The sequence below is a fragment of the Kitasatospora sp. NPDC001603 genome, from assembly GCF_040298365.1.
Classification (GTDB): domain Bacteria; phylum Actinomycetota; class Actinomycetes; order Streptomycetales; family Streptomycetaceae; genus Kitasatospora.
On the sequence record NZ_JBEPAA010000001.1, the window covers coordinates 162936 to 186980 of the forward strand.

The following is a 24045-nucleotide window of genomic DNA, read 5'->3' on the forward strand; positions in this document are numbered from 1 at the left end:
GACGCCGACGTGTTCCTCTGCCATCCGCAGCCGTCTGCTCGCTACTGCCGGTGACAGCCGTGCCAGCACTTGCCCGGGCCGGCTCATCCGGTAGCCGCAGCAGCTCTACGAGCAGGCGCTGCCAGTAGAACCAGAAGCGTAGGCGACAGCACTGACACCGCCCAAACGCCGGACCCGCGTGGACAAGGTCGTCTCAGTCGTGGCCGGGGCGTCCTGCTGTCCCAGCCCTGCGCTTCCGGGCAAGATCGAAGGAGTGTACGAAGGATGCCTGTGTCGTAGTCACGAGGGCGGGGAGCCCGTCGCGGCGACTCCGCTCCGTAATTGCGCCTTGACGGGTTTCACTTGCCTCGACAGGATAGGGAGCCCGCAGCCGGGAGGGACGGAAGAAGCGTGGGCCAGGCAGATCTACCACTGGTGGAGCAGTTCAGATCCTGGATCCTCCCCGACGGCGGTGCGCGCGAGGCTGACCGGAAGGCGTTCTTCGAGGACGCTGTCGTCGTGCTCGACACCAACGTGCTCCTCAGTCTCTACGAGTACAACCCTGCTGTGCGGAACCAGGTCCTGGCGGCTCTCAAGCAGATCTCCGACCACCTCTGGCTGCCCTACCAGGTGGGGCAGGAGTTCGTGCGCGGTCGGCGCCGCGTGATCATCGCGCGCAGCAAGGAGCTCGGCGGTGCCGCGGTCGTCATCGACCGACACCTGCAGCAGGCCTACAAGGCTGTCGAGGCTGCCAGTGGCCACGTGAAGCACTTGCTGAAGAAGTATGCCAACGACGATGCTGCGCAGAGCATTCTGGATGCAACGGTCAACCAGGCGACGTTCAAATCCCTGCTGGCCGAGTGGCAGGACCTCCTGAAGGGGCATGCCAAGCGGCTGAAGTCCGACCACGACCTCCTGCCTTCCGCTGTCGAGTCGGACGATCCGGTCCTGCCGGAGGTCGCAGCGCTGTTCGGGGACCGTATCGCGCCGCCGACGGATTATGCGGTGGTGCAGCAACGGCTGGAGGAGGCCGTCTCCTTTCGGTTCCCGAATGAGATCCCGCCAGGATTCGCTGACGCCGGGAAGGGGAAGCCGCTGGACCAGGTGGGCGACTACCTCGTCTGGGCTGAAATCCTGGACATGGCAGCCGATCCCGAGGTGAAGCGGGTCCTGTTCGTATCCGCTGATACGAAGAAGGACTGGTACGAGGAGCTCGACGGCAAGGACGCTAAGCGCCCGTGGCCGCAGCTCTTCGAGGAACTTCGGCAGAGGACGGGGGCAGAGCTCCGTATCGAGCAGCCGGGGCAGTTCTTCCAAGGCGTCGAGGAGTTCCTCGCGCCGAGTATCGAGCTCACCACTGCCACCTACGACGAGATCGACCGGGCTGCGGAGGCGGTGGCGCAGCGCAGCACCGAGGGCCTTCCTGCGGTAAGGGACGACAATGCCCACGCCGCAGTGCCGCCGGACGGGCTAGCCGTTGAGGCGTACCGGGCAGCAGGGCTCACCACGAGGGCGGCTCGGCAGTTCGCGGAGTCGGAGCGCCGCCGCCACTTCCAGTGGTGGCTGATCGGGGCGACGGCCGAACTCGGCTTCCGGGCTCCCGCCGACGAAGAGCCGCTGGTCGATCTCTGTGCGGCGGTCCGGTCGAAGGTCCGGCCGGCACCGGAGTGGCACCCGGGAACGGTGCTGGCACAGGGCGAGTGGCCGTACCGGAGCGACACCTGGGTGGCCCCGTGGTTCGTGCAGCTGGTGCGCGAGCTCGGCGAGACCGACCGGTTGCCGCTGCAGCGCCTGGCTGCGCGACAGGTGCAGTCGAGGGCCTGACCGCCAGTGCCTACCTCGATAGATCGCAATAGGCCGCTCCACTGACGGTGTGAGCCCAGTGACCGACCTCGAACACGGAGCCCGCAGAAGATGGCGCACAGGCCGATCGATATCACTCCCAACCCGCAGGTGCTTGTGGCGCTCACCCGCACCCCGATCCTGCCGATCGACGCGCTGAGCGAGCTCATCGACAACGCCGTCGACTCCTTCCGGACCGCAGCCACCTCGGGGGCTCCGTCGGCGGTACGCCAGGTGATCATCGAAGTCCCAGGGCCTGCCGAGGTCGCCCGGGCCGAAGGGATGATCCGCGTACGCGACACCGGACCGGGTCTCACCGAGAGCCAGATCGCCAACTCGATGCGGGCCGGCTACACCTCAAAGAACCACTACGACACCCTCGGCCTGTTCGGCATGGGCTTCAACATCGCGACCGGGAAGCTCGGGCGCATCACGCGGGTCATCTCCGCACGCGCGGAGGACAACCACGCGGTCCAGGTCACCCTCGACCTGCCGGAGCTCATGCAGTCCCAGACCTTCTCGGCTAGGGCCGAGCAGATCGAGAAGCCGGCGGGCCTGCGCCACGGGACAGTGGTCGAGATCCGGAGCTGGTGGCCGGACGGCGACGCCAACAGCGGCTTCATCCGAGAGCTCGCGAAGATGTCGAAGAAGACCTTGCGAAGTCGGCTCGGGAGGCGGTACGCCAGCCTGCTGCGACCGGGGGCGGCAGACCCGGTGGTGATCACCGTCAACAACGAGCGCTGCCAGCCGTACGAACACTGCGTGTGGTCGCCGGAACGCTTCGTCGAACGGCGAGCCCACGGCAAGATCCCCGCTCGTATCAGTTTCGACCAGGTGATCAGCAGCGCTCGGCGCTGCCTGCACGACGGCACGGACTTCGGAGACCAGGGTGCCTGCCCGCGGTGCGGAGGTGTGGAGAGCCGGGAGATAAACCACCGGGTACACGGGTGGGTCGGCATCCAGCGCTTCGACGACCAGAACGACTTCGGAATCGACCTGATCCGCAATGGGCGGGCCATCCGCCAGGCGGAGAAGACGGCGTTCTTCGAGTTCTCCGATGAGACCACCGGGCGTGCTGAGCGCGAGTACCCCGTGGACCAGCAGTACGGCCGGATCGTCGGTGAGGTCCACCTCGACCAGGTGCCGGTGGACTTCCAGAAGCAGCACTTCCAGCAGGCCTCGGACGAGTGGCAGGAAGCCATCGGGTTCCTGCGAGGCGGCTCGCTGCTGCCGAACAACTGGAGTGACGGCGTGGTGAACGAATCACCTGTGTCGCTGCTCTTCCAGGGATACCGCAAGGTCCGCAACTTCGGTCGCGGGGACATGTACATGGGTCAGTACAACCCCGCCAAGGGCAAGGCTGACCGGATCCCCCGCAGTGTCGAAGCCGACTACTACCAGCGCTTCCTCGACCGGGTACCCGGCTACTACGACGACGCTAAGTGGTGGGAGCTCGTCGAGGCGGCCGGGGAGCCGCCGATCCAGGTGCTCCCGGAATGTGCGGAGTGCGGTTTCCAGAACACGTCGACGGCCGAGGAGTGCGGCGGCTGCGGGGAGGTGCTCGACGGCAAGCCATGCCTGGACACCGGATGCGGCAAGCAGATCCTGCGCTCGGCGACGGTCTGCCTGCACTGCGGCACCTCCCAGGTGCCCAAGGTGCAGCTGCCGTGGAAGTGCACCTTCTGTGCACTGGAGAACAAGGCGGGCGCCGAGCGGTGCGAGGCATGCGGGCATGTCAAGGACGCCCCCCATCCAGCCAGTCCCGAGGCTCTGGACGCGGTGTCCTCCGACGCCGAGGAGCTCAGCGCGGACCAGGTGGCTGTGGTACTGGCGGACGGGAAGGCGAGCAGCCCGCTCGACGTCCGGGTCCGTACAGCGCACCGGCCGATCCTCCCGGCCTTCGGGCAGGCCGCCGTTCCGCTCGTCACACGCGCAGACACCCGGCAGATCACCGTCTACATCGATCCGACCCACACGGTGTTCACGGCGATGGGGCTGAGGCCCGAGTACCTGATCGCGACCGAAGCCGCCCAGTTCTTGCACTCCCTCCACCGCAACCTGCAGAGCCGTCCCGGACACACGGTGGCGGTCCTCACCGCGGAGGTCCTCAGGAAGGGGTGGGGAGACGCGGTCACAGACAGCGCTGACAGCGTCCGGACCGCGATCAAGGCTCTCTTTGACCAGATTACGGAGAGGATCCTGCGGGCTCCGTACGCGGACAGCTTCTATGACGAGCTGGACGCCGGCCAACAGCTGGCGCTTGCCGATTCCATGATCAAGTCCGGGGCGGAGCTCACGGAGCTCGGGCGCCTCAGAGCTACCGGGGGCTATCTCCGTTACTGCGACCGGGAGACGGTCACTGCCTTCTTCGCCCACCATGCCGAAGGCTGGTTCAGCGGCCTGGTGTGGGAGGATCCGTGGCCCAGCGAGCAGGAGGCGGGGCCGGTGATCGCCGGGAAGCTGCAGGAGGACCTTCGGGTGAAGTACCTGCGCTGCCTGGAGGACTGCGCTTCGTACCTCCGGTACGACCAGCCGGAGCGGCTGATCGTCGTCCGGGCACGTGCGGCCGTCGACTTCCTGGTCGGAAAGCTCGCATGACCCAGCGCATTGTCACCGACCTCAATCTGGCCGGGACCGGTTGGCAGTCCTTCGAGCGGACCGTTCAGCGTCTGATCACGGCACGCGGTTACTCGGGGGTCCAGCTGGCCGGCGCCTCCGGCGATGGCGGAGCCGATGTGATCGGCAGCCTCAAGGGGCGGCGATGGCTGTTCCAGATGAAGCGGTGGCGGTCCCCGGTGGGGCCCGAGGTCATCGCGCAGACCGTCGACGCCTGTCGGCGCTACGACGCGGAGATCCCTGTGGTGGTCAGCTTGAACGGGTTCGAGGCCTCAGTCAGAGCCCAGCAGGAGCAGCTCGCGGCGAAGGGCATCCCCCTGCAGCTGTGGGACCGGCGCACACTCCAGCGGCAGGCGGACCGTATTCCGGAGACTCCGCCCGCGCTGCAGGATCCGCAGCGCCTCCAGCTCCGCCCTTACCAGGAGCGGGCTGTCGACGGACTGATGGACGAGCTGGTGAACGGCGCCCGCAGTGCGCTCATCGTCCTCGCGACCGGGCTCGGCAAGACCTTCGTGGCTGCCGAGTTCCACCGGCGTGCCCGTGCCCTGCGGCCCGGGGCGAGAACGCTGGTCCTCGCGCACCGCAATGAGCTCGTGTACCAGCTGGAACGGGCCTTCTGGCCGCTCCTCCCGGCCTCGGCGGCTACCGGGGTGTGGAACGGCTACGAGCGCCCGGACAAGGACGCTCTCAACGACCTGGACGTCGTGTTCGCCTGCGTGGACAGTGTCGCTACTGCCGTAAGGGCTGGACGGGACCTGCCCCACTTCGGGCTCGTCGTGGTCGACGAGTGCCACCATCTCGGCACCGCCGCCTACGACGCGGTGCTCGGCGAGCTGTCGGCCGCCGACGGGGGGGCGTTCCTCCTGGGGATGACCGCGACGCCCTGGCGGCCCGACGGGAAGTCCCTACGGAACTGGTTCGACTTCCCGGTCGTGGATATCGACATGGTGCGCGGACTCCGTGAGGGGTACCTAGCCAACGTCGACTACCGGATGTTCACCGACAATATCGACTGGGACGCACTCGCGGCCGGGCTCAGCAAGACCGCACCCGCGCTCACCCCCCGTGGTATCAACCGCACTGTCTTCATCGACGAGTGGGACGACGCAGTCGTCGACCGCCTCGCCGAGGCGTGGGCCGAGCAGAAGAAGCCCAGGGGCATCGTCTTCTGCGGGACAATCGACCACGCGGAGCGGATGGCAGGTCGGATCAACGCGCTCGGGTTCACCAGCGCCGAGGTGATCGCGTCCCGGACGGCACAGGGCAAGGCGGTGGACGCGGCCACCCGGAACCGTGTCCTCTGGGACTTCGCCGACGGCCGTACCGGCATCCTGTGCGCGGTCGACGTCCTCAACGAAGGGGTGGACGTCCCTGACGTCAACATCGTCGTCTTCCAGCGGGTGACTCACAGCCGACGGATCTTCGTCCAGCAGCTCGGCCGTGGACTCCGTCTGGCTCCCGGCAAGGAGAGGGTGGTCGTCCTCGACTTCGTCTCCGACATCCGCCGTTTTGCCGCTGGCCTGAGCCTGCAGGAGTCGCTCAGCGCCCGTATCGGTGCCGCTCGCGACCCCCGGGTAACCATCGGCAGTCAGGTCAGGTTCATGCGGGCCAACCGCACGGACCAGGAAGGCGAGCAGTTCCTCCGTGAATGGCTCGACGACCTCGGGGCGGTCGAGGACGCCGGCGAGGATGTGCACATCCTTCGCTACCCGCCTGACAGCTCGATCACGGCTGCGTCGAAACGATAGGACTGGTGAACGTGACAGACCGCCGACCCGACCCCGCGTCAGACTGGCACCGGCTCAAGCCGGACACGCTCCTTGCGGTTCAGGGCGTCCTCGGCCTGCTTGAGAAGGAGGATGCCGACGCCCAGAACCTGCTGGACGCGTACCTCTACGCAAAGCGTCTGCTGGCTGAGTCGATGCAGGCCCTTGTACGGACCGCTCTGCCTGAGGCGTGCAGCACCTTCTCGGACCTCCGTACGCAGCTTGCCGAGCGTATGGCCGAGGAGTACGGCGAACGGATCCCGCAGCGCTACCTGACCGTCCCCTACGGCAGCCGGACCCATGAGGAGCTGTTCGCCATGCTCCTGCAGCGGATTCGGCAGCCGGTCAGCGCTGCCCTCCTGCGGGTGGTTACGGGGGACTCTGTACACACCGAGCGCCGTACCCGTGAACTGCGGGAGTTGGGCCTCGACATCGTCACCAGCCGTGAGGGCGGAGGCGATGTCTACACGCTCAGGTCGCTCGATCTCGACATCTCGCTGATCCCGACGATCATCATCAACAACCTCCGGGACAAGAAGGCGCCTGCCCGTGAGAAGGAGGCGGTCTTGGCGGTGCTCCCGCAAGCGGCTGGCTGACCCCCGACCCGCCAGTGGAAGGCTGATGGCGTTCTCAGCGCGGTCCGGCCTGCCGCCGTCGGCCTGGCGGACCGGGCTCGCCAGGTGCTGCCTTGGATCCGAATCCCGAGCTTGCACAAGCCTCCAGAGCGGTTGCCGCAGTCGGGGTCTGCAGCGCGGTGGTCGCCTTTCTGCCCCCGGCGGAGCCCAGCCCCCGCGACGACCTCCGCCGGGGGCAGTCAGCCCGGAAGCCGGGCACGAAGGTGAGCGTGCCAGTGCTTCGCCTGGCCGGTAGCCAAGGCTGATGCGGGGGCCGGCCATCGATGGCTGTCGGGGATCGGACGTCAGTCCTAGCCCCGTCAGCCATCGTTAGGGCCAGAGCGCCTTTCACGCTGGATCCGCTGTTCGGTCGGCGTTGGTGTGCCAGAGCGGGCCGCCGAGGCCGAGGCGCAGTCGAGCGCTCCCGCACCCGCTCCGCCTCGTCTTCCTGGGCCACGTAACGCCAGTGGCAGCGTCAGGTGGTGCTCGGGCTGTGCGGAGCGCTCGGCGGCGCCTTCGTTTATTCGGTATCCCCGTGGACGGCGCCGCGGAGCAGACAATCGGCACATCGCGACGGCCGCCATGACAGGCGTGTAGCGCTGGTAACCAGCGCTCGACTAGCCAGGCGTTCGCCCTGGGCGATGAGTTCGGTCGCCGACCAGGCATGTCGGTGTCGTCCTGCAGGGCTTCTCCAACGGCTGCGGCATCCGCAGCCCGGTGCCCCCGTCCGCCCCGGAGCACCCGCCCCGGGGCGGACGCGCGTGCGGGCGGGGGGAGGTTACGGCCAGACCAGGCAGTACAGCTGGTGCCCCGCGTCGTGCAGCCGGTTGGCGAAGTCCTGCCACTCGTGCAGCATGCTGTAGATCACGAAGGCGTCCCGGGGGCCGCGGCGGTCGGGCACGGTGGACCAGATGAACGCGGCGGCGCCGAGTTCGGTCTCGTCCGCCTTGCGCAGCGGTTCGACGACGTTCTGCGGGAGCTGCACCACCGCGTAGTCGGGGTGCAGCACGACCAGCTCCAGCGGCGGCACCTGGTGCAGCGGCACGCCCTGGATGCCGGTGAGGACCATGGCGCTCATGGTCTCCGGCTTGATCTTGGTGGAGAGGTGCCCGTTGGGCGAGCCGCTGGTCTCCATCAGGTCGCCGAGCCGCCCCAGCGAGCCGAGCTCGCCCGCGTCCAGGCCGAGCCCTCCGGGGCCGAGCGCGGTGGGGACTCTGGCGGCGGTGGCGCGGTCGGGTGCGCCGAAGTACTTGTACGTCACCCCCACGCGTCCCTCACCCCGCCTCTCGCCACCGCGACCGCCACGCCCCGTACCCGCTCCCGTACCCCCGCGTGCGGCCTCGGCGGGGCGGCGGGGGCCACCCGCGGCCTCGTCGTAGCCGTCCTGCGCCTCGGACACTCGGACCATCCTCACCGGAATTCGCCGGAATCGACAGACCCCCGCACGTCCGGCGTCCCACCGGTCGTGCTCCTTACCCGTCATGCGCCGCCGTACCCAGTCATGGCACGCGGCAGTCCTCTTCACACCCCTGAAACACCGGAGCTTGCGCACACCCGGAGTACACAGTCTGACTGGTCCGTGCGGCCGGGGTCGCCAGGACCCCCGTTGTACGGATAACCGTACAGACTTCGTCACCCGGATCATCGTTCCAGATGATGAGGTCCGACATGCAGAGGTGAAGGACACGATTTGAGACCATGTCTCCCGTGAGCTACCCCTACGAAGCCCCCCAGTCCCAGTCGCTCTTCGACCGCGCCTCGGTCGTCACGCCCGGCGGCGTGAACTCCCCGGTGCGCGCCTTCCGCGCGGTCGGCGGTACGCCGCGCTTCATGGTGTCCGGCAGCGGCCCCTACCTCACCGACGCGGACGGCCGCGAGTACGTCGACCTGGTGTGCTCGTGGGGCCCGATGATCCTCGGCCACGCGCACCCCGCGGTGATCGACGCCGTGCAGCGGGCCGTCGCGCACGGCACCTCCTTCGGCACGCCCGGCCAGGGCGAGGTCGAGCTGGCGGAGGAGATCGTCGCCCGGATCGCCCCGGTCGAGCAGGTCCGGCTGGTCTCCTCGGGCACCGAGGCGACCATGTCCGCGATCCGGCTGGCCCGCGGCTTCACCGGCCGGGCCAAGATCGTGAAGTTCGCCGGCTGCTACCACGGTCACGTGGACGCGCTGCTGGCCGCCGCCGGGTCCGGCGTCGCGACCTTCGGCCTGCCGGACACCCCGGGCGTCACCGGCGCCCAGGCCGGCGACACCATCGTGCTGCCGTACAACGACCTGGCCGCGGTCGAGCAGGCCTTCCGGGCGCACCCGGGCGAGATCGCCTGCGTGATCACCGAGGCCTCGCCCGGCAACATGGGCGTCGTCCCGCCGCTGCCCGGCTTCAACGGCGGTCTGGCCCGGCTCTGCCGGGAGAACGGCGCGCTGTTCATCTCGGACGAGGTGATGACGGGCTTCCGCGTCTCCAAGGCGGGCTGGTACGGCCTGGAGGCGGCGCACGAGGGCTGGGCGCCGGACCTCCTCACCTTCGGCAAGGTGATGGGCGGCGGCTTCCCGGCGGCGGCCTTCGGCGGCCGCGCGGACGTCATGGGCCACCTGGCCCCGGCCGGCCCGGTCTACCAGGCCGGTACCCTCTCCGGGAACCCGATCGCCACCGCGGCGGGCCTGGCCCAGCTGCGCGGCTGCACCGACGAGGTGTACGCCACGGTGGACCGGGTGGCCGCCGAGCTGTCGGCGATGGTCTCCGGCGCGCTGGCCAAGGAGGGCGTGGCGCACCGGCTGCAGACCGCCGGGAACATGTTCTCGGTGTTCTTCACCGAGGCCGCGGTGACCAACTACGACGAGGCGAGGACCCAGGAGGCGTTCCGCTTCAACGCCTTCTTCCACGCGATGCTCGCCGAGGGCGTCTACCTGCCGCCGTCCGCCTTCGAGTCCTGGTTCGTCTCGGCGTCCCACGACGAGCGGGCGATCGAGCGGATCGCCGCCGCACTGCCGGCCGCCGCCCGCGCGGCCGCCGAGGCCCAGCCCGCGTAGCCGCGGCCGACCACCAGGAGTACTGAGAAGTGAGCACCAACGACACCACCGTCGTCCACCTGATGCGACACGGCGAGGTGCACAACCCGGAGGGCGTCCTGTACGGCCGCCTGCCCGGCTACCGGCTGTCCGAGCTGGGCCGGCAGATGGCCGACCGGGTCGCCGAGGACCTGGCCGGCCGGGACATCACCCACGTGGTGGCGTCCCCGCTGGAGCGGGCGCAGGAGACCGCCGAGCCGATCGCCAAGTCGCACGGCCTGGACCTCGCGGTCGACGAGCGGCTGATCGAGGCCGACAACATCTTCCAGGGCAAGACCTTCGGGGTCGGCGACGGCTCGCTGAAGAACCCGGGCTACTGGAAGTACCTGACCAACCCGTTCAAGCCGTCCTGGGGCGAGCCGTACCTGGAGCAGGCGGTGCGGATGATGGGCGCGCTGGCCGCCGCCCGGGACGCCGCGCGCGGCCACGAGGCGGTCTGCGTCAGCCACCAGCTGCCGATCTGGATCGTGCGTTCCTTCGTGGAGCGCCGCCGGCTCTGGCACGACCCGCGCAACCGGCAGTGCTCGCTGGCCTCGCTGACCAGCTTCACCTACGAGGGAGACCGGATCGTGTCGGTCGGCTACCGCGAGCCGGCCCGCGACCTGCTGCCCGCGCACCTGGTCGGCAAGGGCGGGAAGAGCAAGCCGGTGGGTAAGAGCTTCGGCGCCTGACCGCCGTCGGGTGGTCCGGCCCAGCCGCAGGTCAGAGGGGGTTCGACACGGAATGTCGGACCCCCCCGAACCTGCCCGGCACTCCATGCGAAACTTTTCACATGTCTGGCATGACGCGCCCCCGTCCCCGTGTCGCCGCAGCGGCCGCCGCCACCGCCGCCGCTGCCGCGCTCGCCCTCAGCGGCTGCAGCTCCTCAGGTTCGTCGGCCAGCGGTGATGGCCAGATCGGCTTCGTCTCGGCCAAGGGCAGCAACATCTCCAAGGCCGCGGTGGGGCACCGCCAGGACGCGCCGGACCTCTCCGGCACCACCCTGGAGGGCACCCCGGTCAAGCTCTCCGACTACCGGGGCAAGGTCGTCGTCCTCAACGTCTGGGGCTCCTGGTGCGGGCCCTGCCGGGCCGAGGCGGACGACCTCCAGCGGATCTGGGACAAGTACAAGGACCAGGGCGTCCAGTTCCTCGGCATCAACACCCGGGACCCGGAGATCACCAACGCCGTCCGCTTCGAGCAGGAGCGGGGCGTCACCTACCCGAGCCTCTACGACCCGGCCGGGACGCAGCTGCTGAAGTTCCCCAAGGGCAGCCTCAACCCGCAGTCCGTGCCGACCACCATCGTGGTCGACCGGGAGGGCAGGCTCGCCGTGCGGGCCGTCGGCGGCCAGCTGGACGACGGCCTGGAGTCGATGCTCCAGCCGGTCCTCGCGGAGCAGCAGCAGTGAGTGCCGCGGCCCAACTCGCCGACACCACCGGGACCATCCAGAGCGGGGCGCTGCTGGTGGCCGCGCCGATCGCGCTGGTGGCCGGTCTGGCGTCGTTCTTCTCGCCGTGCGTGCTGCCGCTGGTGCCCGGCTACCTCTCCTACGTCACCGGCTTCTCGGCCGCCGACCTCGCCGACGCGCGCGGGGCCCGGCGCGGCCGGATGCTGCTCGGGGTGCTGCTGTTCATCCTCGGCTTCACCGCCGTCTTCGTCTCCACCGGCGCGCTGTTCGGCTTCTTCGGCTCGACCCTCCAGGAGCACCGGCGGGTCATCTCGATCGTGTTCGGCGCGCTGACCATCGTGATGGGCCTCGCCTTCATGGGCCTGGTGCCCGGGCTGAGCATGCGCGAGGTGCGCTCGCACCGCCGCCCGGCGGTCGGCCTGCTCGGCGCGCCGATGCTGGGCGTGGTCTTCGGCGTCGGCTGGACGCCCTGCCTCGGCCCGACCCTGGCCGCCGTCCAGAACCTGGCGCTCAACGAGGCCGACGCCGGCCGCGCCGCGCTGCTGATGACGGCCTACTGCCTGGGCCTGGGCGTACCGTTCGTCGTGGCCGCGGTGGCCTTCCGCCGGGCCCTGGGCGCCTTCGGCTGGGTCAAGCGGCACTACCCGCTCGTCATGCGGATCGGCGGCGGCATGCTCGTCGCGGTCGGTCTGCTGCTCGTCACCGGGGTCTGGGACTCGATGGTGAACGAACTGCAGTCCTGGACCGCCGACTTCCAGATCGGAATCTGACCGTGAGCAAGACCACGACCGATACCGAGCTGCCCCCCCAGGCGGTCGAGGACGCGGCCGAGCGGCTGACCAGCGCCCCGGTCGAGTCGGACGGCCCCGGTGGGATAGGGGCGTTCGGCTGGCTGCGCTGGATGTGGCGCCAGCTGACCTCGATGCGGGTCGCGCTGATCCTGCTCTTCCTGCTGTCGCTGGCCGCCATCCCGGGTTCGCTGATCCCGCAGAGCGGCCAGAACGAGTTCAAGGTCGAGACCTGGAAGGCCCGGCACACCACGGTCGCGCCGATCTACCAGAAGCTCCAGCTGTTCGACGTCTACAGCTCGGTCTGGTTCTCGGCGATCTACATCCTGCTGTTCGTCTCGCTGGCCGGCTGCATCGTCCCGCGCACCTGGCAGTTCGTCGGCGTGCTGCGCGCCCAGCCGCCGGCCGCGCCGCGCAACCTGACCCGGATGCCGGTCTACGCGGCCTGGCGCACCGAGGCGGACGCCTGGGAGGTGAACGCCGCCGCGCACCGGCTGCTGCGGCGCCGCCGGTTCCGGGCGAACCTGGCCGGCGGCGCGGTGGCCGCCGAGAAGGGCTACCTGCGCGAGGTCGGCAACCTGGTCTTCCACCTGTCGCTGTTCGCGCTGCTCGGCGGCTTCGCCTGGGCGAGCCTGGCCAGCGGCACCGGCGGCAAGCTGATGGTCGCCGGCGAGGGCTACTCCAACACGATCACCCAGCTCGACGACTTCACCGGCTCGCGGTTCTACGGCTCCCAGGACCTCGACCCGTTCTACCTGAAGCTCAACGACTTCACCTCGCGCTTCCAGACCAAGGGCGACCAGATCGGCGCCGCCCGGGAGTTCACCGCGAACGTCGAGTACTACTCCGGCAGCGACGCGTCGAAGCTGAAGCAGGGCTCGATCGAGGTCAACCACCCGCTGGAGATCGGCGGCAGCAAGGTCTACCTGATCGGCCACGGCTACGCCCCGGTGGTCACCGTGCGCAACGCCGCCGGAACGGTGGTCTACACCGGTGCGACGCCGTTCCTGCCGCAGGACCCCAACCTGACCTCCACCGGCGTCATCAAGGTCTCCGACTACGGCGAGAAGGACGGCAAGCGGACCCAGATGGGCTTCTCCGGCTTCTTCCTGCCGACCGCCCCGGTGGCCTTCGACGCCAACACCGGTCCGCGCTCGCTCTTCCCCGGCGACGCCGACCCGGCGCTGGTGCTGAACGCCTTCGCGGGCGACCTCGGCACCGACTCCGGCCTGCCGCAGAACGTCTACCAGCTCAACACCAAGAACCTGACGCAGCTGCAGCAGGACGGCAAGATCGCCAAGGTCCGGCTGAAGCCGGGCCAGGCGTGGGACCTGCCGGACGGCTACGGCAGCGTCACCTTCGAGGGCTACAAGCAGTGGGCCAGCTTCAACGTCTCGCACCGCCCGGGCAACGCGATCGCCCTGACCGGCGGCGTGCTGGCGATCCTCGGCCTGATCGGCTCGCTCTTCGTGCAGCGCCGGCGGATCTGGGTGCGCGCGGTGGCGCTGCCCGGCGGCGGCACCCTGGTCGAGCTGGCCGGGCTGGGCCGCAGCGAGTCGGCGAAGACCGCCGAGGAGCTGGCCGAGCTGGCGGTCGACCTCCAGGACGACGCTCCGGCGGCCGACGAGCCGGACTCCGGCGCGACCGGTCCCCACCGGCCGGATCAACCCGCCGAGGCCGCCGAGGCCGCCGAGGCCGCCGAGCCCGATCAACCCGCCGAGCCCGACGGGGCCGCAGCGCCCCCCGGGCCCTCGGCACCCGCAGACCCCGCAGTCCCTGCCGACCAGAACTCCAAGGAGTAGACGGTGCATCTCGCCTCGGCGGTCGACCCACAGCTGGCCGACCTGTCCAACAAGCTGATCTACTCGGCCATGGCCGTCTACCTGATCGCCATGTTCGCGTACATGTTCGAGTGGACGTTCGGTTCCAAGGGAGCCGTCGCCGTCCGTTCGTCCGCGCAGGCGGGCCTGGCCGAGACCGTCGCCGAGGCCGCGCCCGCGGCCGGGAGCGGCAAGAAGGTGACCGTCACGGTCGCCTCGGCCGGCGGCGGCACCACCACGCTCACCCGCACCGCGCTGGCGGGCGAGGGCGCGACGGTGGTCACCAGCGGGCGCGGCGACGGCGAGGTCGACGGCCCCGGCGCGGCCGGCACCAGCGAGAAGGCCGACCTGTCGGGCCGGATCGCGATCTCGCTCACGGTGCTCGGCGCCATGCTGCACGCGGGCGGCGTGGTCACCCGCGGCCTCTCGGTCTCACGCTGGCCGTGGGGCAACATGTACGAGTTCTCCTGCGCCTTCGCGCTCGCCATGACGGTGGCCTTCCTCGGCCTGCTGCTCACGAAGAAGCCGGTCCGCTGGCTCGGCCTGCCGGTCACCCTGGCGGTGCTGCTGACCCTCGGCATCGCCGTCTCGGTGCTGTACACCGAGTCCGAGCAGCTCGTCCCGGCGCTCCACTCGTACTGGCTGGCGATCCACGTCTCCACCGCGATCATCTGCGGCGGCGCCCTGTACGCGGCGTTCATCGCGACCCTGCTGTACCTCGGCAAGGGCTCCTTCGACAAGCGGATGGCGGCCGGCCTGGCCAGGGGCCCGCTCGGCACCTCGCCGTCGATCTGGCGCCGGCTGCCCGCCGCCTCCACGCTCGACAAGCTGTCCTACCGGATCAACGCCCTGGTCTTCCCGCTCTGGACCTTCACCATCATCGCGGGCGCGATCTGGGCCGAGGCCGCCTGGGGCAAGTACTGGGAGTGGGACCCGAAGGAGACCTGGTCGTTCATCACCTGGGTCGCCTACGCCTGCTACCTGCACGCCCGCGCCACGGCGGGCTGGCGGGGCCGCAAGGCCGCGTACCTCGCGGTGCTGGCCTTCGCCTGCTACCTGTTCAACTACTACGGCGTGAACATCTTCGTCACCGGCAAGCACTCGTACGCGGGGCTCTGACCGGGGCTGCACCACCCACCGGCCCGGCGCTCCGACCAAGGAAGCCGGGCCGTGGTGCGACAGGGGTAGTTCGTGCCGGCCACCCGGTCCGGCACGGGGAGGAACCGAGGAGGAAATCGCGCAATGGAGTGCGACGAGGTCATGCTGACCGTCCGAATCACCGCCGCCGAGCGCACGCTGCTCCGCAGACTCGCCCAGGGGCACCGCAGCGACGTGTCCGAGGTCGTGGCCGACGGCCTGCTGGACATCATTCCGACGCTCAGCTCGCAGGCGGACGCCTACCGGCTGCTGGGCGCCCTGACGGCCCCCGCGCCGTGCGCGCTGACCGTCTGGCTGCCGACGCCGCTGGCCGATCTGCTGGTGCCGGGGGCGGCCCGGATCGCCCAGGTGACGCAGGTGCGGATCGGCTCGGCCAGCGCCATGCTGGGCGCCGCGCTGCGGCTCTGGCTGGCCCAGGACCCGACCAGGCTGGCCGCCAACCTCAGCGTGATGCACGCCGGCCGCCCCGCGGCCCTGGTGGCCGCCTGAGGGTGCGGACGAGGGGCCTGCCGGCCGCCCGCCGGCCCCGGACACCGGTCCGGGGTCAGCTGGCGAGCGGCAGGCCCCTCGCGCGTCCGGAGCCGGCGGGGCGGGTGTCCCGGGCCTCCTGCCGGGCCGGCTCGGTCAGCAGCCGGCACTCGGCCGCCGTCCGGCCGTCCTGGACCAGCTGGACCCGGACCGGTACCCGCCGGCCGTCCGCGCCGCTCTCCCGGACGGCCCGCACCAGGCAGGGCCGGTCCAGCTCGATGAAGCGGTCGAACGAGGACAGCAGCTCGACCGGCACCACCGGCTCGGGGTGCCGCAGCCGCTGGGCGGCCTGCCGGGCGGCCTCCAGCACCAGCATCCCGGGGACGTGGTCGGCCGCCGGGTCGAACAGCACCGGGTGGCCGGGGTCCACCCGCAGCAGCCAGCTGTCCGGCGCGGGGGACGCGCCGAGCACCACGTCGGCGGACCGCTCGCGGCCGACGAGTTCGGGCGCGGTCGGCGCGGACAGCGCCGCGGCCCGCATCGAGGGCGCGCCGGACAGCCGGGGAGGCACCGCCCGGGGCCCCGGACCGCGCAGCCGGGCGTAGGCGGCGGGGGAGTGCACTCGTAGCTCTCCGGAGCCGTGGCCGACCGGACGGCCGTCCCGCTCGACCTCGACGTGCACCCGCAGCGAGGCCGGTCGGCCGTGCCGCATCCGGACGTCCTGGCAGCCGACCTTGAGCATCAGCGAAGCCGGTCCGGCGCCCACGGCGAGCCCGTCCAGCCCGGCCGGGCCGAGCGTGAAGCAGAGTTCGTCCAGCGTGAAGTGGTGGCCGCGCGGCACGCCGAAGCCGACGTGGCCGATCAGCAGACCGGCCTGGCGGACGGTCTCGGCCATCAGCAGCGGGTCGTGGTGCCGGTCGTCCGGCAGCCGGTAGAAGCCGTGCAGTCGCGGCCATTGGGCGCCCAGCAGGAAGTCGTAGGGGCCGGCCGACTGCCAGCCCGTGATGAGGACGTCGGAGACGCAGGAGCGGTGGACCAGGTGCCGGGAGACGGTCCGCTCGTGGAAGTCGTAGCCGGGACCGGGGTGGGCATAGGGGATGCCGGCGTCCGGATCTACGATCAATGGCATGACTGGCCCCACTCCCGGGTCTCGGCCGACCGGCCGCGCAGACGGCCTCGGTAAAACATACAGACCACCCGGTTTGCGCACTACTGGCGGGGTCGTCGCTGCCGAGCACTCCGCGTGACCACGGTACCCGCGGGCTGGACTGCGGGAACGTGCCGAGGGGAGAAGTCCGCGGCCCGGACGGGCGCCGATCCCCCCTGGACGGCGGCGTCGAGCGAGGGGCTAGATTAGATACCAACCATGCGGTTTGGGATGGCCCGTCCGCATGCGAGGCGTCGCACCATCGACGACGACGCCCTGAGAGCAGCCGGGCGAGCCGCGATCTCGCCGGCGCCGAGGCCGGAGGGGCCGAGTGGTCAAGCAGGAACGCGCGGGTCGGACCAGGCAGGCCGTCCTGCTCGCCGCGGCGGTCACCTTCGCGGACGCGGGGTTCGAGTCCGCCAGCCTGATCGACATCAGCCGCCGGGCGGGCGTCAGCAAGGGCGCGCTCTACTTCCACTTCGTCTCCAAGCAGGCACTCGCCGACGGCGTCCGGGCCGCGGCCGGGCGCGAGATCGGCTCGGCCGCGCTCCGCGCCCTGCGCGGTGGCGGACCGGCCCTCCAGGGCCTGATCGACTTCTCGCACGAACTGGCCCGGCTGCTCCGCGAGGACGTCGTCGTCCGGGCCGGAGTCCAGCTCGGCCAGGGCGCCCGGGGCGGCTCGGACGCCTGGCACAGCCTGACCGCCGTGGTCCGGCGGCTGCTGGAGCGCGCGGCGGCGGCCGGCGAGCTGCGCCCGGGGCTGGACCCGCGCCCGGCCGCCGAACTGCTCACCACCCTGGCGGCGGGGCTGGTGCTGCTCGCCCCCGAGGACGCCGACCGGCTCCGCCCGGAGGCGGTGCGGAGCCTGTGGGGAGCGGCGCTGCCCGCGCTGGTCCCGGGGGACCGCTGCGCCGCCTACCGGACCTGCGCGCCGTAGTGCCGCACCCCGCGGTCGGCGGCCGCCGCCGGATCAGCCGCCGCCCGCGCCCCGCTCGGCCACGCTGAGCCGGGCGAGCGCGTGCGGCTGGACCAGGCCCGGCAGCAGCAGCGTCCAGAGGTCGGTCATCCGCTGGAGGAGGTCCCGGCGGCCGGCCAGCACCTGGGAGCTCAGCTGGATCCCGGTCACCGCCCCGGTGATCACCCCGGCCGCCGCCGCGACGTCCAGGCCCGGGTGCAGGTCGCCGGCCTCCCGGGCCTGCTCCAGCAGCGCGCGTGCCGCGTCCGACCAGCCCTGGTAGGCCTCGATCTGCGGCTGGGTGAAGCTGCCGTGCTCGATCGTCAGCCGGATGCTGCCGCGCACCAGCGGATCGTCCAGCAGGGCGTGGGCGAAGGCGTACCCCAGGTCGATCAGGGTCTGCACCGGGCTGTCGGAGGTCGGCCGCCAGGTGGCGAGCCAGTCGGCCTGGCCCTCGATCACGGCCAGCGCCAGCTCCTCCTTGGAGTGGAAGTGGAAGTACAGCGCCCCCTTGGTGACGCCGGCCCGCTCCAGGATGTCCGCCATGGTGGCCGCGGCGTAGCCGCGTTCGTCGAAGACTTCGGCCGCGGCGAGGAGCACCGCCTGGCGGGTCGCCAGTGCCCGGGCCTGCCTGGCCATCGCAGCCTCCCTGGGTAGTTCGCACGCTCCGGCAGCGGCTGATCCTAGGGCCGCGACGGCGCGGAGATCACATACCGTCCAGTAGGTATTCTACCGAGCCGCCCCGGGCCCGACCGGGACCGTCCGGGGCCGGGGCGGGTCCGTCCGGGCCGGGACGCCCGGGGAGCGGGGCCCCGGTACGCCGACGGCCGGCCACCCGGGAGGGTGACCGGCCGTCGGGCGGGCGTGTCGGGCCGTCAGGCGGCCTGCTGCCAGCTGACCGGCGAGTAGTACGCCGGGCGGCGCTCCAGGCGCTGCCAGCTGGCGATCGGCTCGATCGGGGCGGCGGCGGCCGCGGCCTGCTGGGCGGCCGCGGCGCGGGCCAGCAGGACGGCGGTCAGGGCGGCGAGTTCCTCGTCGTCGAGGGAGCCGCGGACGATACGGACGAGAGGTTCGGCGGAAGCGGTCATGATTCGGTTTCTCCCCCGGCGCAAGTGTGGTGTGTGGTCGGTGGCGTGGTAACCGCGGTGCTACATCGGCGGGTTGCCGTGCTTGCGGGACGGCAGGTCCGCGTGCTTCGTCCGCAGCATGGCCAGCGAGGAGGCCAGGACCTGGCGGGTCTCGGCCGGGTCGATGACGTCGTCCACGAGGCCGCGCTCGGCCGCGTAGTACGGGTGCATCAGTTCGTTCTTGTATTCCTTGATCTTCTGCGCCCGCATCGCCTCGGGGTCCTCGGCACCGTTGATGTCCCGGCGGAAGATCACGTTGGCGGCGCCCTCGGCGCCCATGACGGCGATCTCGTTGGTCGGCCAGGCGAACGAGAGGTCCGCGCCGATCGAGCGGGAGTCCATCACGATGTACGCGCCGCCGTAGGCCTTGCGCAGGATGAGCTGGATGCGCGGCACGGTGGCGTTGCAGTAGGCGTAGAGGAGCTTGGCGCCGTGCCGGATGATGCCGTCGTGCTCCTGGTCGACGCCGGGCAGGAAGCCGGGCACGTCGAGCATGGTGACCAGCGGGATGTTGAAGGCGTCGCACATCTGGACGAAGCGCGCGGCCTTCTCGCTCGCGTTGATGTCCAGCACGCCGGCCAGCGACTGGGGCTGGTTGGCGATGATGCCGGTGACGTGGCCGTCGATCCGGGCGAGCACGCAGAGCACGTTGGTGGCCCAGCGCTCGTGGACCTCCAGGTACTCGCCGTGGTCGACGATCTCCTCGATCACCTTGCGCATGTCGTACGGGCGGTTGCCGTCGGCCGGCACCAGGTCGAGCAGCACGTCGTTGCGGCGGTCCACCGGGTCGTCGCTGACGACCGTCGGCGGCATCTCGCGGTTGTTCTGCGGCAGCAGCGAGAGGAGGTAGCGGACCTCCTCGATGCAGGACTGCTCGTCGTCGTACGCGAAGTGCGAGACGCCGGAGACCGCGGAGTGGACGTCGGCGCCGCCGAGGCCGTTCTGGGTGATCTTCTCGCCGGTCACCGCCTGGACCACGTCCGGGCCGGTGATGAACATCTGCGAGGTCTCGCGGACCATGAAGATGAAGTCGGTCAGGGCCGGGGAGTACGCGGCGCCGCCGGCGCACGGGCCGAGCATCACCGAGATCTGCGGGATGACCCCGGAGGCCCGGGTGTTGCGCTGGAAGATGCCGCCGTAGCCGGCCAGGGCGGTGACGCCCTCCTGGATGCGGGCGCCGGCGCCGTCGTTCAGCGAGACCAGCGGGGCACCGGCCGCGATGGCCATGTCCATGATCTTGTGGATCTTCTGCGCGTGGGCCTCGCCCAGGGCGCCGCCGAAGATCCGGAAGTCGTGGGCGTAGGTGAAGACGGTCCGTCCGTGCACGGTGCCCCAGCCGACGACCACGCCGTCGGTGTGCGGCTTCTTGGCCTCCAGGCCGAAGCCCTGGGCGCGGTGCCGGCGCAGCGGCTCCACCTCGCGGAACGAGCCCTCGTCGAGCAGCAGCTCGATGCGCTCGCGTGCGGTCAGCTTGCCCTTGGCGTGCTGGGCCTCGGTGGCCTTCTCGCTCGGGCCGCGGCGGACCTGGTCGCGCAGTTCGTGCAGCTCGGCGACCCGCCCGTGGGCGTCGGCCGCGATCTCGGGGATCTCGTCGCCGACCGGCGCCTCATGCACAACCGTCATCTCGAACCACTCCAAGGGTGAGGGAACTGTCCGACAGCCAACGTCTGCTGTGCCCCCGGCTGCGAATCACTTTCTTCACTTATGACTGTACGAGGGGCCGCACGCTGGTTTCGGCGTCGATTCCGTACAAGGTCGGGTCCGTTTAGATGTCAGGGCTGCACAGAAACCGGTCGGTGGGACTGCGTACGGTCGGTGTCCGTTCGATTACCCGAAGCTGTCGTCACGGCTTCCGGAAGATGATCTGAACATGAGGGAACGTGCAGGTCAGGGGCGTGCGCCGAGGGGCCGGGCGGGGCGCTCCGCAGAGGGCCGCCGACGGCCGCCGGGCGGTCGCGGCGGGCGCGGCGCAGCGGGTCGGGGCGTCCGCCACTCGTAGGGATGCGCCAAAAACACCGCAGCCCATCCGGAACCGGTCCGGCTGGGCTGTCCGGGGTAGCCGGGTCAGCTCTTCCGGCCGTCCTCCGGCTCGTCCTTGCCGCGCAGCTCCTCCTCGCGGCGGCGCAGATCGGCCTCCCACCGCTTGAGCATGTCCTCGTGCTTCTTGTCGTCCTTCTTCAACGAGGCGAGGAACTCGGGGTCGTCGTCCGGCGCGAGCGGCCGGCCGCCGCGCGGGCGCTCGTACTCCGGGGAGCCGCCGGGGCCGCCGGCCACCGCCGCGCCGCGCCGCTTGCCGGCCACCAGCCAGGCGATCGAGCCGACCAGCGGGAAGAGCAGCACGATGATCACCCAGACCACCTTGGGCAGGTGCTTCACCTCGTCCTCGGGCGTGGTCAGGCAGTCGATGAACGCCCACACCCAGAGGGCGAGCGGGAGTACGAAGGTCAGGATCCTCAGCACGGCGGCGATCTCCCCCGGCGACGGCGGTTTGCGGCGGGCGGCCCGGAAGCGGTGGACGGCTTCACGGGGGCCCTTGACCGAGCCAGGCTATCGGGTGGCGGATACTGGCTGGCATGGCATACGACGATCTCCGCTCGTTTCTGCGGGCCCTCGACCGCGAGGGCGATCTCAAGCGCATCAAGGCCGAGGTGGACCCCCATCTGGAGATCGGCGAGATCGTCGACCGGGTCCAGAAGGCCAAGGGCCCGGCCCTGCTGTTCGAGAACGTCAAGGGCTCGTCGATGCCACTGGCGATGAACGTCTTCGGCACCGAGGCCCGGCTCGCCAAGTCGCTCGGCCTCAAGGGGCCCGAGGACATCGCCGAGAAGATCGCGGGGCTGCTCAAGCCGGAGCTGCCGCAGGGCTTCACCGGCTTCCGCGACGCCTTCGGCAAGCTCGCCTCGATGGCCCACGTGCCGCCGAAGAACGTCAAGGACGCCCCGGTCCAGGAGGTCGTGCTCACCGGCGACGATGTCGACCTGGACGCCCTGCCGGCCCTGTTCACCTGGCCGCTGGACGGCGGCTCCTTCTTCAACCTGGGCCTGACCCACACCAAGGACCCGGACAGCGGCGTGCGCAACCTGGGCCTCTACCGGCTCCAGCGGCACGACCGGCGGACCATCGGCATGCACTGGCAGATCCACAAGGACAGCCGCAACCACTACGCGGTGGCCGCGAAGCGCGGCGAGCGGCTGCCGGTCGCGATCGCCTTCGGCTGCCCGCCGGCCGTCACCTACGCCGCCACCGCGCCGCTGCCCGGTGACATCGACGAGTACCTGTTCGCCGGCTTCGTGGCGGGGGAGCGGGTGCGGATGGTCGACTGCAAGACCGTCCCGCTGCAGGTCCCGGCCGACGCCGAGGTGGTGCTGGAGGGCTGGCTGGAGCCCGGCGAGATGCTGCCCGAGGGTCCGTTCGGCGACCACACCGGCTTCTACACGCCGCAGGAGCCCTTCCCGGCGCTGACGATCGACTGCGTGACGATGCGCCGCCGGCCGATCCTGCAGTCCATCGTGGTCGGCCGGCCGCCGACCGAGGACGGCCCGCTGGGCAAGTTCACCGAGCGGTTCTTCCTGCCGCTGCTGAAGATCATCATCCCGGACATCGTCGACTACGACCTGCCCGAGGCCGGCGGCTTCCACAACTGCGTGATCGTCTCGATCGACAAGAAGTACCCCAAGCACGCCCAGAAGACGATGCACGCCATCTGGGGCGCCCACATGATGTCGCTGACCAAGCTGATCATCGTGGTGGACTCCGACTGCGACGTGCACGACTACCAGGAAGTCGCCTGGCGGGCCTTCGGCAACGTCGACTACAGCCGGGACCTCACCGTCGTGGAGGGCCCGGTCGACCACCTCGACCACGCCTCCTACCAGCAGTTCTGGGGCGGCAAGGCCGGTATCGACGCGACCCGGAAGCTGCCCGAGGAGGGCTACACGCGCGACGGCGGCTGGCCGGAGATGGTCTCCTCCGACCCGGCCACCGCCGCCCTGGTGGACCGCCGCTGGAAGGAGTACGGGCTCTGATGAGTACCGCCGCCGCCCTCCCCGACGTCCCGCCCGGCAAGGTCAAGGCGTTCCTGCGGCTAGTGATGATCGAGCACTCGGTCTTCGCCCTGCCCTTCGCCTACATCGCCGCGCTGACGGCCATGTTCCTCGCCGACGAGCGGGTGCACTGGGCCGAACTGTTCATCGTCACGGTCTGCATGGTCGGTCTGCGGACCTTCGCGATGGCCGCCAACCGGATCATCGACCGCGAGATCGACGCCCGCAACCCGCGCACCGCCGGGCGTGAACTGGTCACCGGCGCGGTGTCGGTGAAGACGGCGTACATCGGCTCGGCGGTCGCGCTGGTGGTCTTCCTCGGCGCCGCCGCGCTGCTCAACCCGCTCTGCCTGGCGCTGGCGCCGGTCGCCGTCGTGCCGATGGTGGTCTACCCGTACGGCAAGCGGTTCACCGACTTCCCGCAGGCGATCCTCGGCCTGGCCCAGGCGATGGGCCCGGTCGGCGCCTGGCTCGCCGTCACCGGCTCCTGGTCCTGGGACGCGGTCGTGCTCGGCGTGGCGGTGGGCATCTGGATCGGCGGCTTCGACCTGATCTACGCCTGCCAGGACGTCGCCTCCGACCGGTCGGGGGGCGTGCGTTCGGTACCGGCGCGCTTCGGCGTCCCGGCGGCGATCCGCGGCGCCCGCGCCTGCCACGCGCTGACCACGCTGCTGCTCGGCTGGTACGCCGTGCTGACCGACGCCGGTCCGGCGTTCTGGGTCGGCCTGCTCGTGGTGGCCGGGGCGTTCGTCTACGAGCACACCATCGTGAAGCCCCACGACCTGTCGAAGCTGAACCGGGCGTTCTTCCAGACCAACGGCTTCGTCGGCATCTCGCTGTTCTTCTTCGCCCTGGTGGACCTGCTCCTGCGCGGTCTGGGGACCTGACCCGGATCCGCTCGTACCCGGCCGGGGCCCGGACGCCCCGGCCGGGCCCCGCCCGTCCTACCGGCCGGCGTCCTCGTCGAGGGTGTGCTTCACCAGGGCGTTGGCGTGGCCGTGGCCCAGACCGTGCTCGGACTTGAGCCAGCCGACCAGTTCGCCGTGCCTGGTCAGCGGCGAGGAGCGGATCAGCTCCTTCCAGTGCGCGACCGGCCGGCCGTACGTCTTCTCGATCGACGGGAAGTAGCTGGCGGGGCCCTTCACGGACGCGGTCACGGGAGTCTCCTGTCGGGGTGTTCGGTCGCCTTCGCGCGGTGCTTACGAGAGTTGGACCGGAGCGGACCGCCGAACTCATCGGTCCGCCGGAGTGACCCGCGTCACA

Annotated in this window: 21 protein-coding genes; 14 read left to right on the forward strand and 7 right to left on the reverse strand. The window is 70.7% G+C overall.

The window, feature by feature from the left end:
• The first annotated feature begins 414 nt into the window (after positions 1–414).
• From ABT263_RS00745 to ABT263_RS00760, 4 genes are all read left to right on the forward strand, one after another.
• Positions 415–1803, forward strand: a complete 1389-nt coding sequence (locus tag ABT263_RS00745) for a PIN-like domain-containing protein (RefSeq protein WP_352286234.1) — start codon at positions 415–417, stop codon at positions 1801–1803.
• A gap of 90 nt (positions 1804–1893) precedes the next feature.
• A complete protein-coding gene (locus tag ABT263_RS00750) occupies positions 1894–4419 on the forward strand; it encodes an ATP-binding protein (RefSeq protein ID WP_352286236.1) in 2526 nt (841 codons plus the stop codon).
• Positions 4416–6185 carry a DEAD/DEAH box helicase family protein gene (locus tag ABT263_RS00755; protein ID WP_352286238.1) on the forward strand — a complete coding sequence of 590 codons (1770 nt, stop codon included), beginning with the start codon at positions 4416–4418 and terminating at the stop codon, positions 6183–6185. The genes ABT263_RS00750 and ABT263_RS00755 overlap by 4 nt, the downstream gene beginning before the upstream one ends.
• Positions 6186–6190: 5 nt before the next feature.
• Entirely contained in the window at positions 6191–6799 is a 609-nt protein-coding gene (locus tag ABT263_RS00760; protein ID WP_352286240.1) for a KpnI family restriction enzyme N-terminal domain-containing protein, read from the forward strand.
• A 796-nt stretch (positions 6800–7595) separates the two neighbouring features.
• Here ABT263_RS00760 and ABT263_RS00765 read toward each other — a convergent pair.
• Positions 7596–8225 (reverse strand): hypothetical protein, encoded by a 630-nt coding sequence (locus tag ABT263_RS00765; RefSeq protein ID WP_380383597.1) that lies wholly within the window; start codon positions 8223–8225, stop codon positions 7596–7598.
• Between the two features lie 290 nt (positions 8226–8515).
• Between ABT263_RS00765 and hemL the strand changes: the two genes are divergently transcribed.
• The 7 genes from hemL to ABT263_RS00800 all read left to right on the forward strand — a co-directional run bounded on the left by hemL (position 8516) and on the right by ABT263_RS00800 (position 15531).
• Positions 8516–9847, forward strand: a complete 1332-nt coding sequence (hemL, locus tag ABT263_RS00770) for a glutamate-1-semialdehyde 2,1-aminomutase (protein WP_352286241.1) — start codon at positions 8516–8518, stop codon at positions 9845–9847.
• 62 nt (positions 9848–9909) lie between these two features.
• The gene (locus tag ABT263_RS00775) at positions 9910–10557 is read left to right on the forward strand and encodes a histidine phosphatase family protein (RefSeq protein WP_329492147.1); all 648 of its coding nucleotides are present in this window, start codon (positions 9910–9912) and stop codon (positions 10555–10557) included.
• Between the two features lie 110 nt (positions 10558–10667).
• Positions 10668–11276, forward strand: coding sequence for a TlpA disulfide reductase family protein (locus ABT263_RS00780; protein ID WP_329488257.1), 609 nt, complete (start codon positions 10668–10670; stop codon positions 11274–11276).
• Positions 11273–12046 (forward strand): cytochrome c biogenesis CcdA family protein, encoded by a 774-nt coding sequence (locus ABT263_RS00785; RefSeq protein ID WP_329488256.1) that lies wholly within the window; start codon positions 11273–11275, stop codon positions 12044–12046. The genes ABT263_RS00780 and ABT263_RS00785 overlap by 4 nt, the downstream gene beginning before the upstream one ends.
• A gap of 2 nt (positions 12047–12048) precedes the next feature.
• The gene (resB, locus tag ABT263_RS00790; RefSeq protein ID WP_352286243.1) at positions 12049–13866 is read left to right on the forward strand and encodes a cytochrome c biogenesis protein ResB; all 1818 of its coding nucleotides are present in this window, start codon (positions 12049–12051) and stop codon (positions 13864–13866) included.
• Between the two features lie 3 nt (positions 13867–13869).
• Entirely contained in the window at positions 13870–15003 is a 1134-nt protein-coding gene (gene ccsB / locus ABT263_RS00795; RefSeq protein ID WP_352286245.1) for a c-type cytochrome biogenesis protein CcsB, read from the forward strand.
• 123 nt (positions 15004–15126) lie between these two features.
• Complete coding sequence (locus ABT263_RS00800) at positions 15127–15531, forward strand: hypothetical protein (protein WP_329488253.1); 405 nt, start codon at positions 15127–15129, stop codon at positions 15529–15531.
• 55 nt (positions 15532–15586) lie between these two features.
• Here ABT263_RS00800 and ABT263_RS00805 read toward each other — a convergent pair whose 3' ends face one another.
• Positions 15587–16639 carry a ScbA/BarX family gamma-butyrolactone biosynthesis protein gene (locus ABT263_RS00805; protein WP_352286247.1) on the reverse strand — a complete coding sequence of 351 codons (1053 nt, stop codon included), beginning with the start codon at positions 16637–16639 and terminating at the stop codon, positions 15587–15589.
• 349 nt (positions 16640–16988) lie between these two features.
• On the opposite strand from ABT263_RS00805, the gene ABT263_RS00810 reads away from it, so the two are divergent.
• Positions 16989–17594, forward strand: coding sequence for a ScbR family autoregulator-binding transcription factor (locus ABT263_RS00810; RefSeq protein ID WP_352286249.1), 606 nt, complete (start codon positions 16989–16991; stop codon positions 17592–17594).
• A gap of 33 nt (positions 17595–17627) precedes the next feature.
• Here the strand turns inward: ABT263_RS00810 and ABT263_RS00815 are convergent, their stop codons facing one another.
• From ABT263_RS00815 to ABT263_RS00830, 4 genes are all read right to left on the reverse strand, one after another.
• Positions 17628–18251 (reverse strand): ScbR family autoregulator-binding transcription factor, encoded by a 624-nt coding sequence (locus ABT263_RS00815; protein ID WP_329488249.1) that lies wholly within the window; start codon positions 18249–18251, stop codon positions 17628–17630.
• Between the two features lie 236 nt (positions 18252–18487).
• Positions 18488–18700 carry an acyl-CoA carboxylase epsilon subunit gene (locus ABT263_RS00820; protein WP_329488248.1) on the reverse strand — a complete coding sequence of 71 codons (213 nt, stop codon included), beginning with the start codon at positions 18698–18700 and terminating at the stop codon, positions 18488–18490.
• Positions 18701–18760: 60 nt separating this feature from the next.
• Positions 18761–20362 carry an acyl-CoA carboxylase subunit beta gene (locus tag ABT263_RS00825; RefSeq protein WP_329488246.1) on the reverse strand — a complete coding sequence of 534 codons (1602 nt, stop codon included), beginning with the start codon at positions 20360–20362 and terminating at the stop codon, positions 18761–18763.
• Between the two features lie 441 nt (positions 20363–20803).
• Positions 20804–21199, reverse strand: a complete 396-nt coding sequence (locus ABT263_RS00830; RefSeq protein WP_352286251.1) for a PLD nuclease N-terminal domain-containing protein — start codon at positions 21197–21199, stop codon at positions 20804–20806.
• A 113-nt stretch (positions 21200–21312) separates the two neighbouring features.
• On the opposite strand from ABT263_RS00830, the gene ABT263_RS00835 reads away from it, so the two are divergent.
• Both ABT263_RS00835 and mqnP read left to right on the forward strand, forming a co-directional pair.
• On the forward strand, positions 21313–22764 hold the full coding sequence (locus tag ABT263_RS00835) for a menaquinone biosynthesis decarboxylase (protein WP_329488243.1): 1452 nt from the start codon (positions 21313–21315) through the stop codon (positions 22762–22764).
• Positions 22761–23669: a menaquinone biosynthesis prenyltransferase MqnP gene (gene mqnP, locus ABT263_RS00840; protein ID WP_352286388.1), complete on the forward strand. Its 909-nt coding sequence runs from the start codon at positions 22761–22763 to the stop codon at positions 23667–23669. The genes ABT263_RS00835 and mqnP overlap by 4 nt, the downstream gene beginning before the upstream one ends.
• 57 nt (positions 23670–23726) lie before the next feature.
• On the opposite strand, the gene ABT263_RS00845 is transcribed toward mqnP, so the two are convergent.
• Positions 23727–23939: a DUF4287 domain-containing protein gene (locus ABT263_RS00845; protein WP_329488242.1), complete on the reverse strand. Its 213-nt coding sequence runs from the start codon at positions 23937–23939 to the stop codon at positions 23727–23729.
• Between the last annotated feature and the right edge of the window lie 106 nt (positions 23940–24045).

What these genes read in the sequence shown, in the direction of transcription:
- ABT263_RS00815 (WP_329488249.1), bottom strand. Translation starts at nt 18,251, where the DNA reads ATGGCCAGGCAGGCCCGGGCACTGGCGACCCGCCAGGCGGTGCTCCTC.
- ABT263_RS00765 (WP_380383597.1), bottom strand. Translation starts at nt 8,225, where the DNA reads ATGGTCCGAGTGTCCGAGGCGCAGGACGGCTACGACGAGGCCGCGGGT.
- ABT263_RS00820 (WP_329488248.1), bottom strand. Translation starts at nt 18,700, where the DNA reads ATGACCGCTTCCGCCGAACCTCTCGTCCGTATCGTCCGCGGCTCCCTC.
- ABT263_RS00835 (WP_329488243.1), top strand. Translation starts at nt 21,313, where the DNA reads ATGGCATACGACGATCTCCGCTCGTTTCTGCGGGCCCTCGACCGCGAG.
- hemL (WP_352286241.1), top strand. Translation starts at nt 8,516, where the DNA reads ATGTCTCCCGTGAGCTACCCCTACGAAGCCCCCCAGTCCCAGTCGCTC.
- ABT263_RS00775 (WP_329492147.1), top strand. Translation starts at nt 9,910, where the DNA reads ATGCGACACGGCGAGGTGCACAACCCGGAGGGCGTCCTGTACGGCCGC.
- ABT263_RS00825 (WP_329488246.1), bottom strand. Translation starts at nt 20,362, where the DNA reads ATGACGGTTGTGCATGAGGCGCCGGTCGGCGACGAGATCCCCGAGATC.
- ABT263_RS00755 (WP_352286238.1), top strand. Translation starts at nt 4,416, where the DNA reads ATGACCCAGCGCATTGTCACCGACCTCAATCTGGCCGGGACCGGTTGG.
- ABT263_RS00800 (WP_329488253.1), top strand. Translation starts at nt 15,127, where the DNA reads ATGGAGTGCGACGAGGTCATGCTGACCGTCCGAATCACCGCCGCCGAG.
- ABT263_RS00805 (WP_352286247.1), bottom strand. Translation starts at nt 16,639, where the DNA reads ATGCCATTGATCGTAGATCCGGACGCCGGCATCCCCTATGCCCACCCC.
- ABT263_RS00750 (WP_352286236.1), top strand. Translation starts at nt 1,894, where the DNA reads ATGGCGCACAGGCCGATCGATATCACTCCCAACCCGCAGGTGCTTGTG.
- ABT263_RS00780 (WP_329488257.1), top strand. Translation starts at nt 10,668, where the DNA reads ATGACGCGCCCCCGTCCCCGTGTCGCCGCAGCGGCCGCCGCCACCGCC.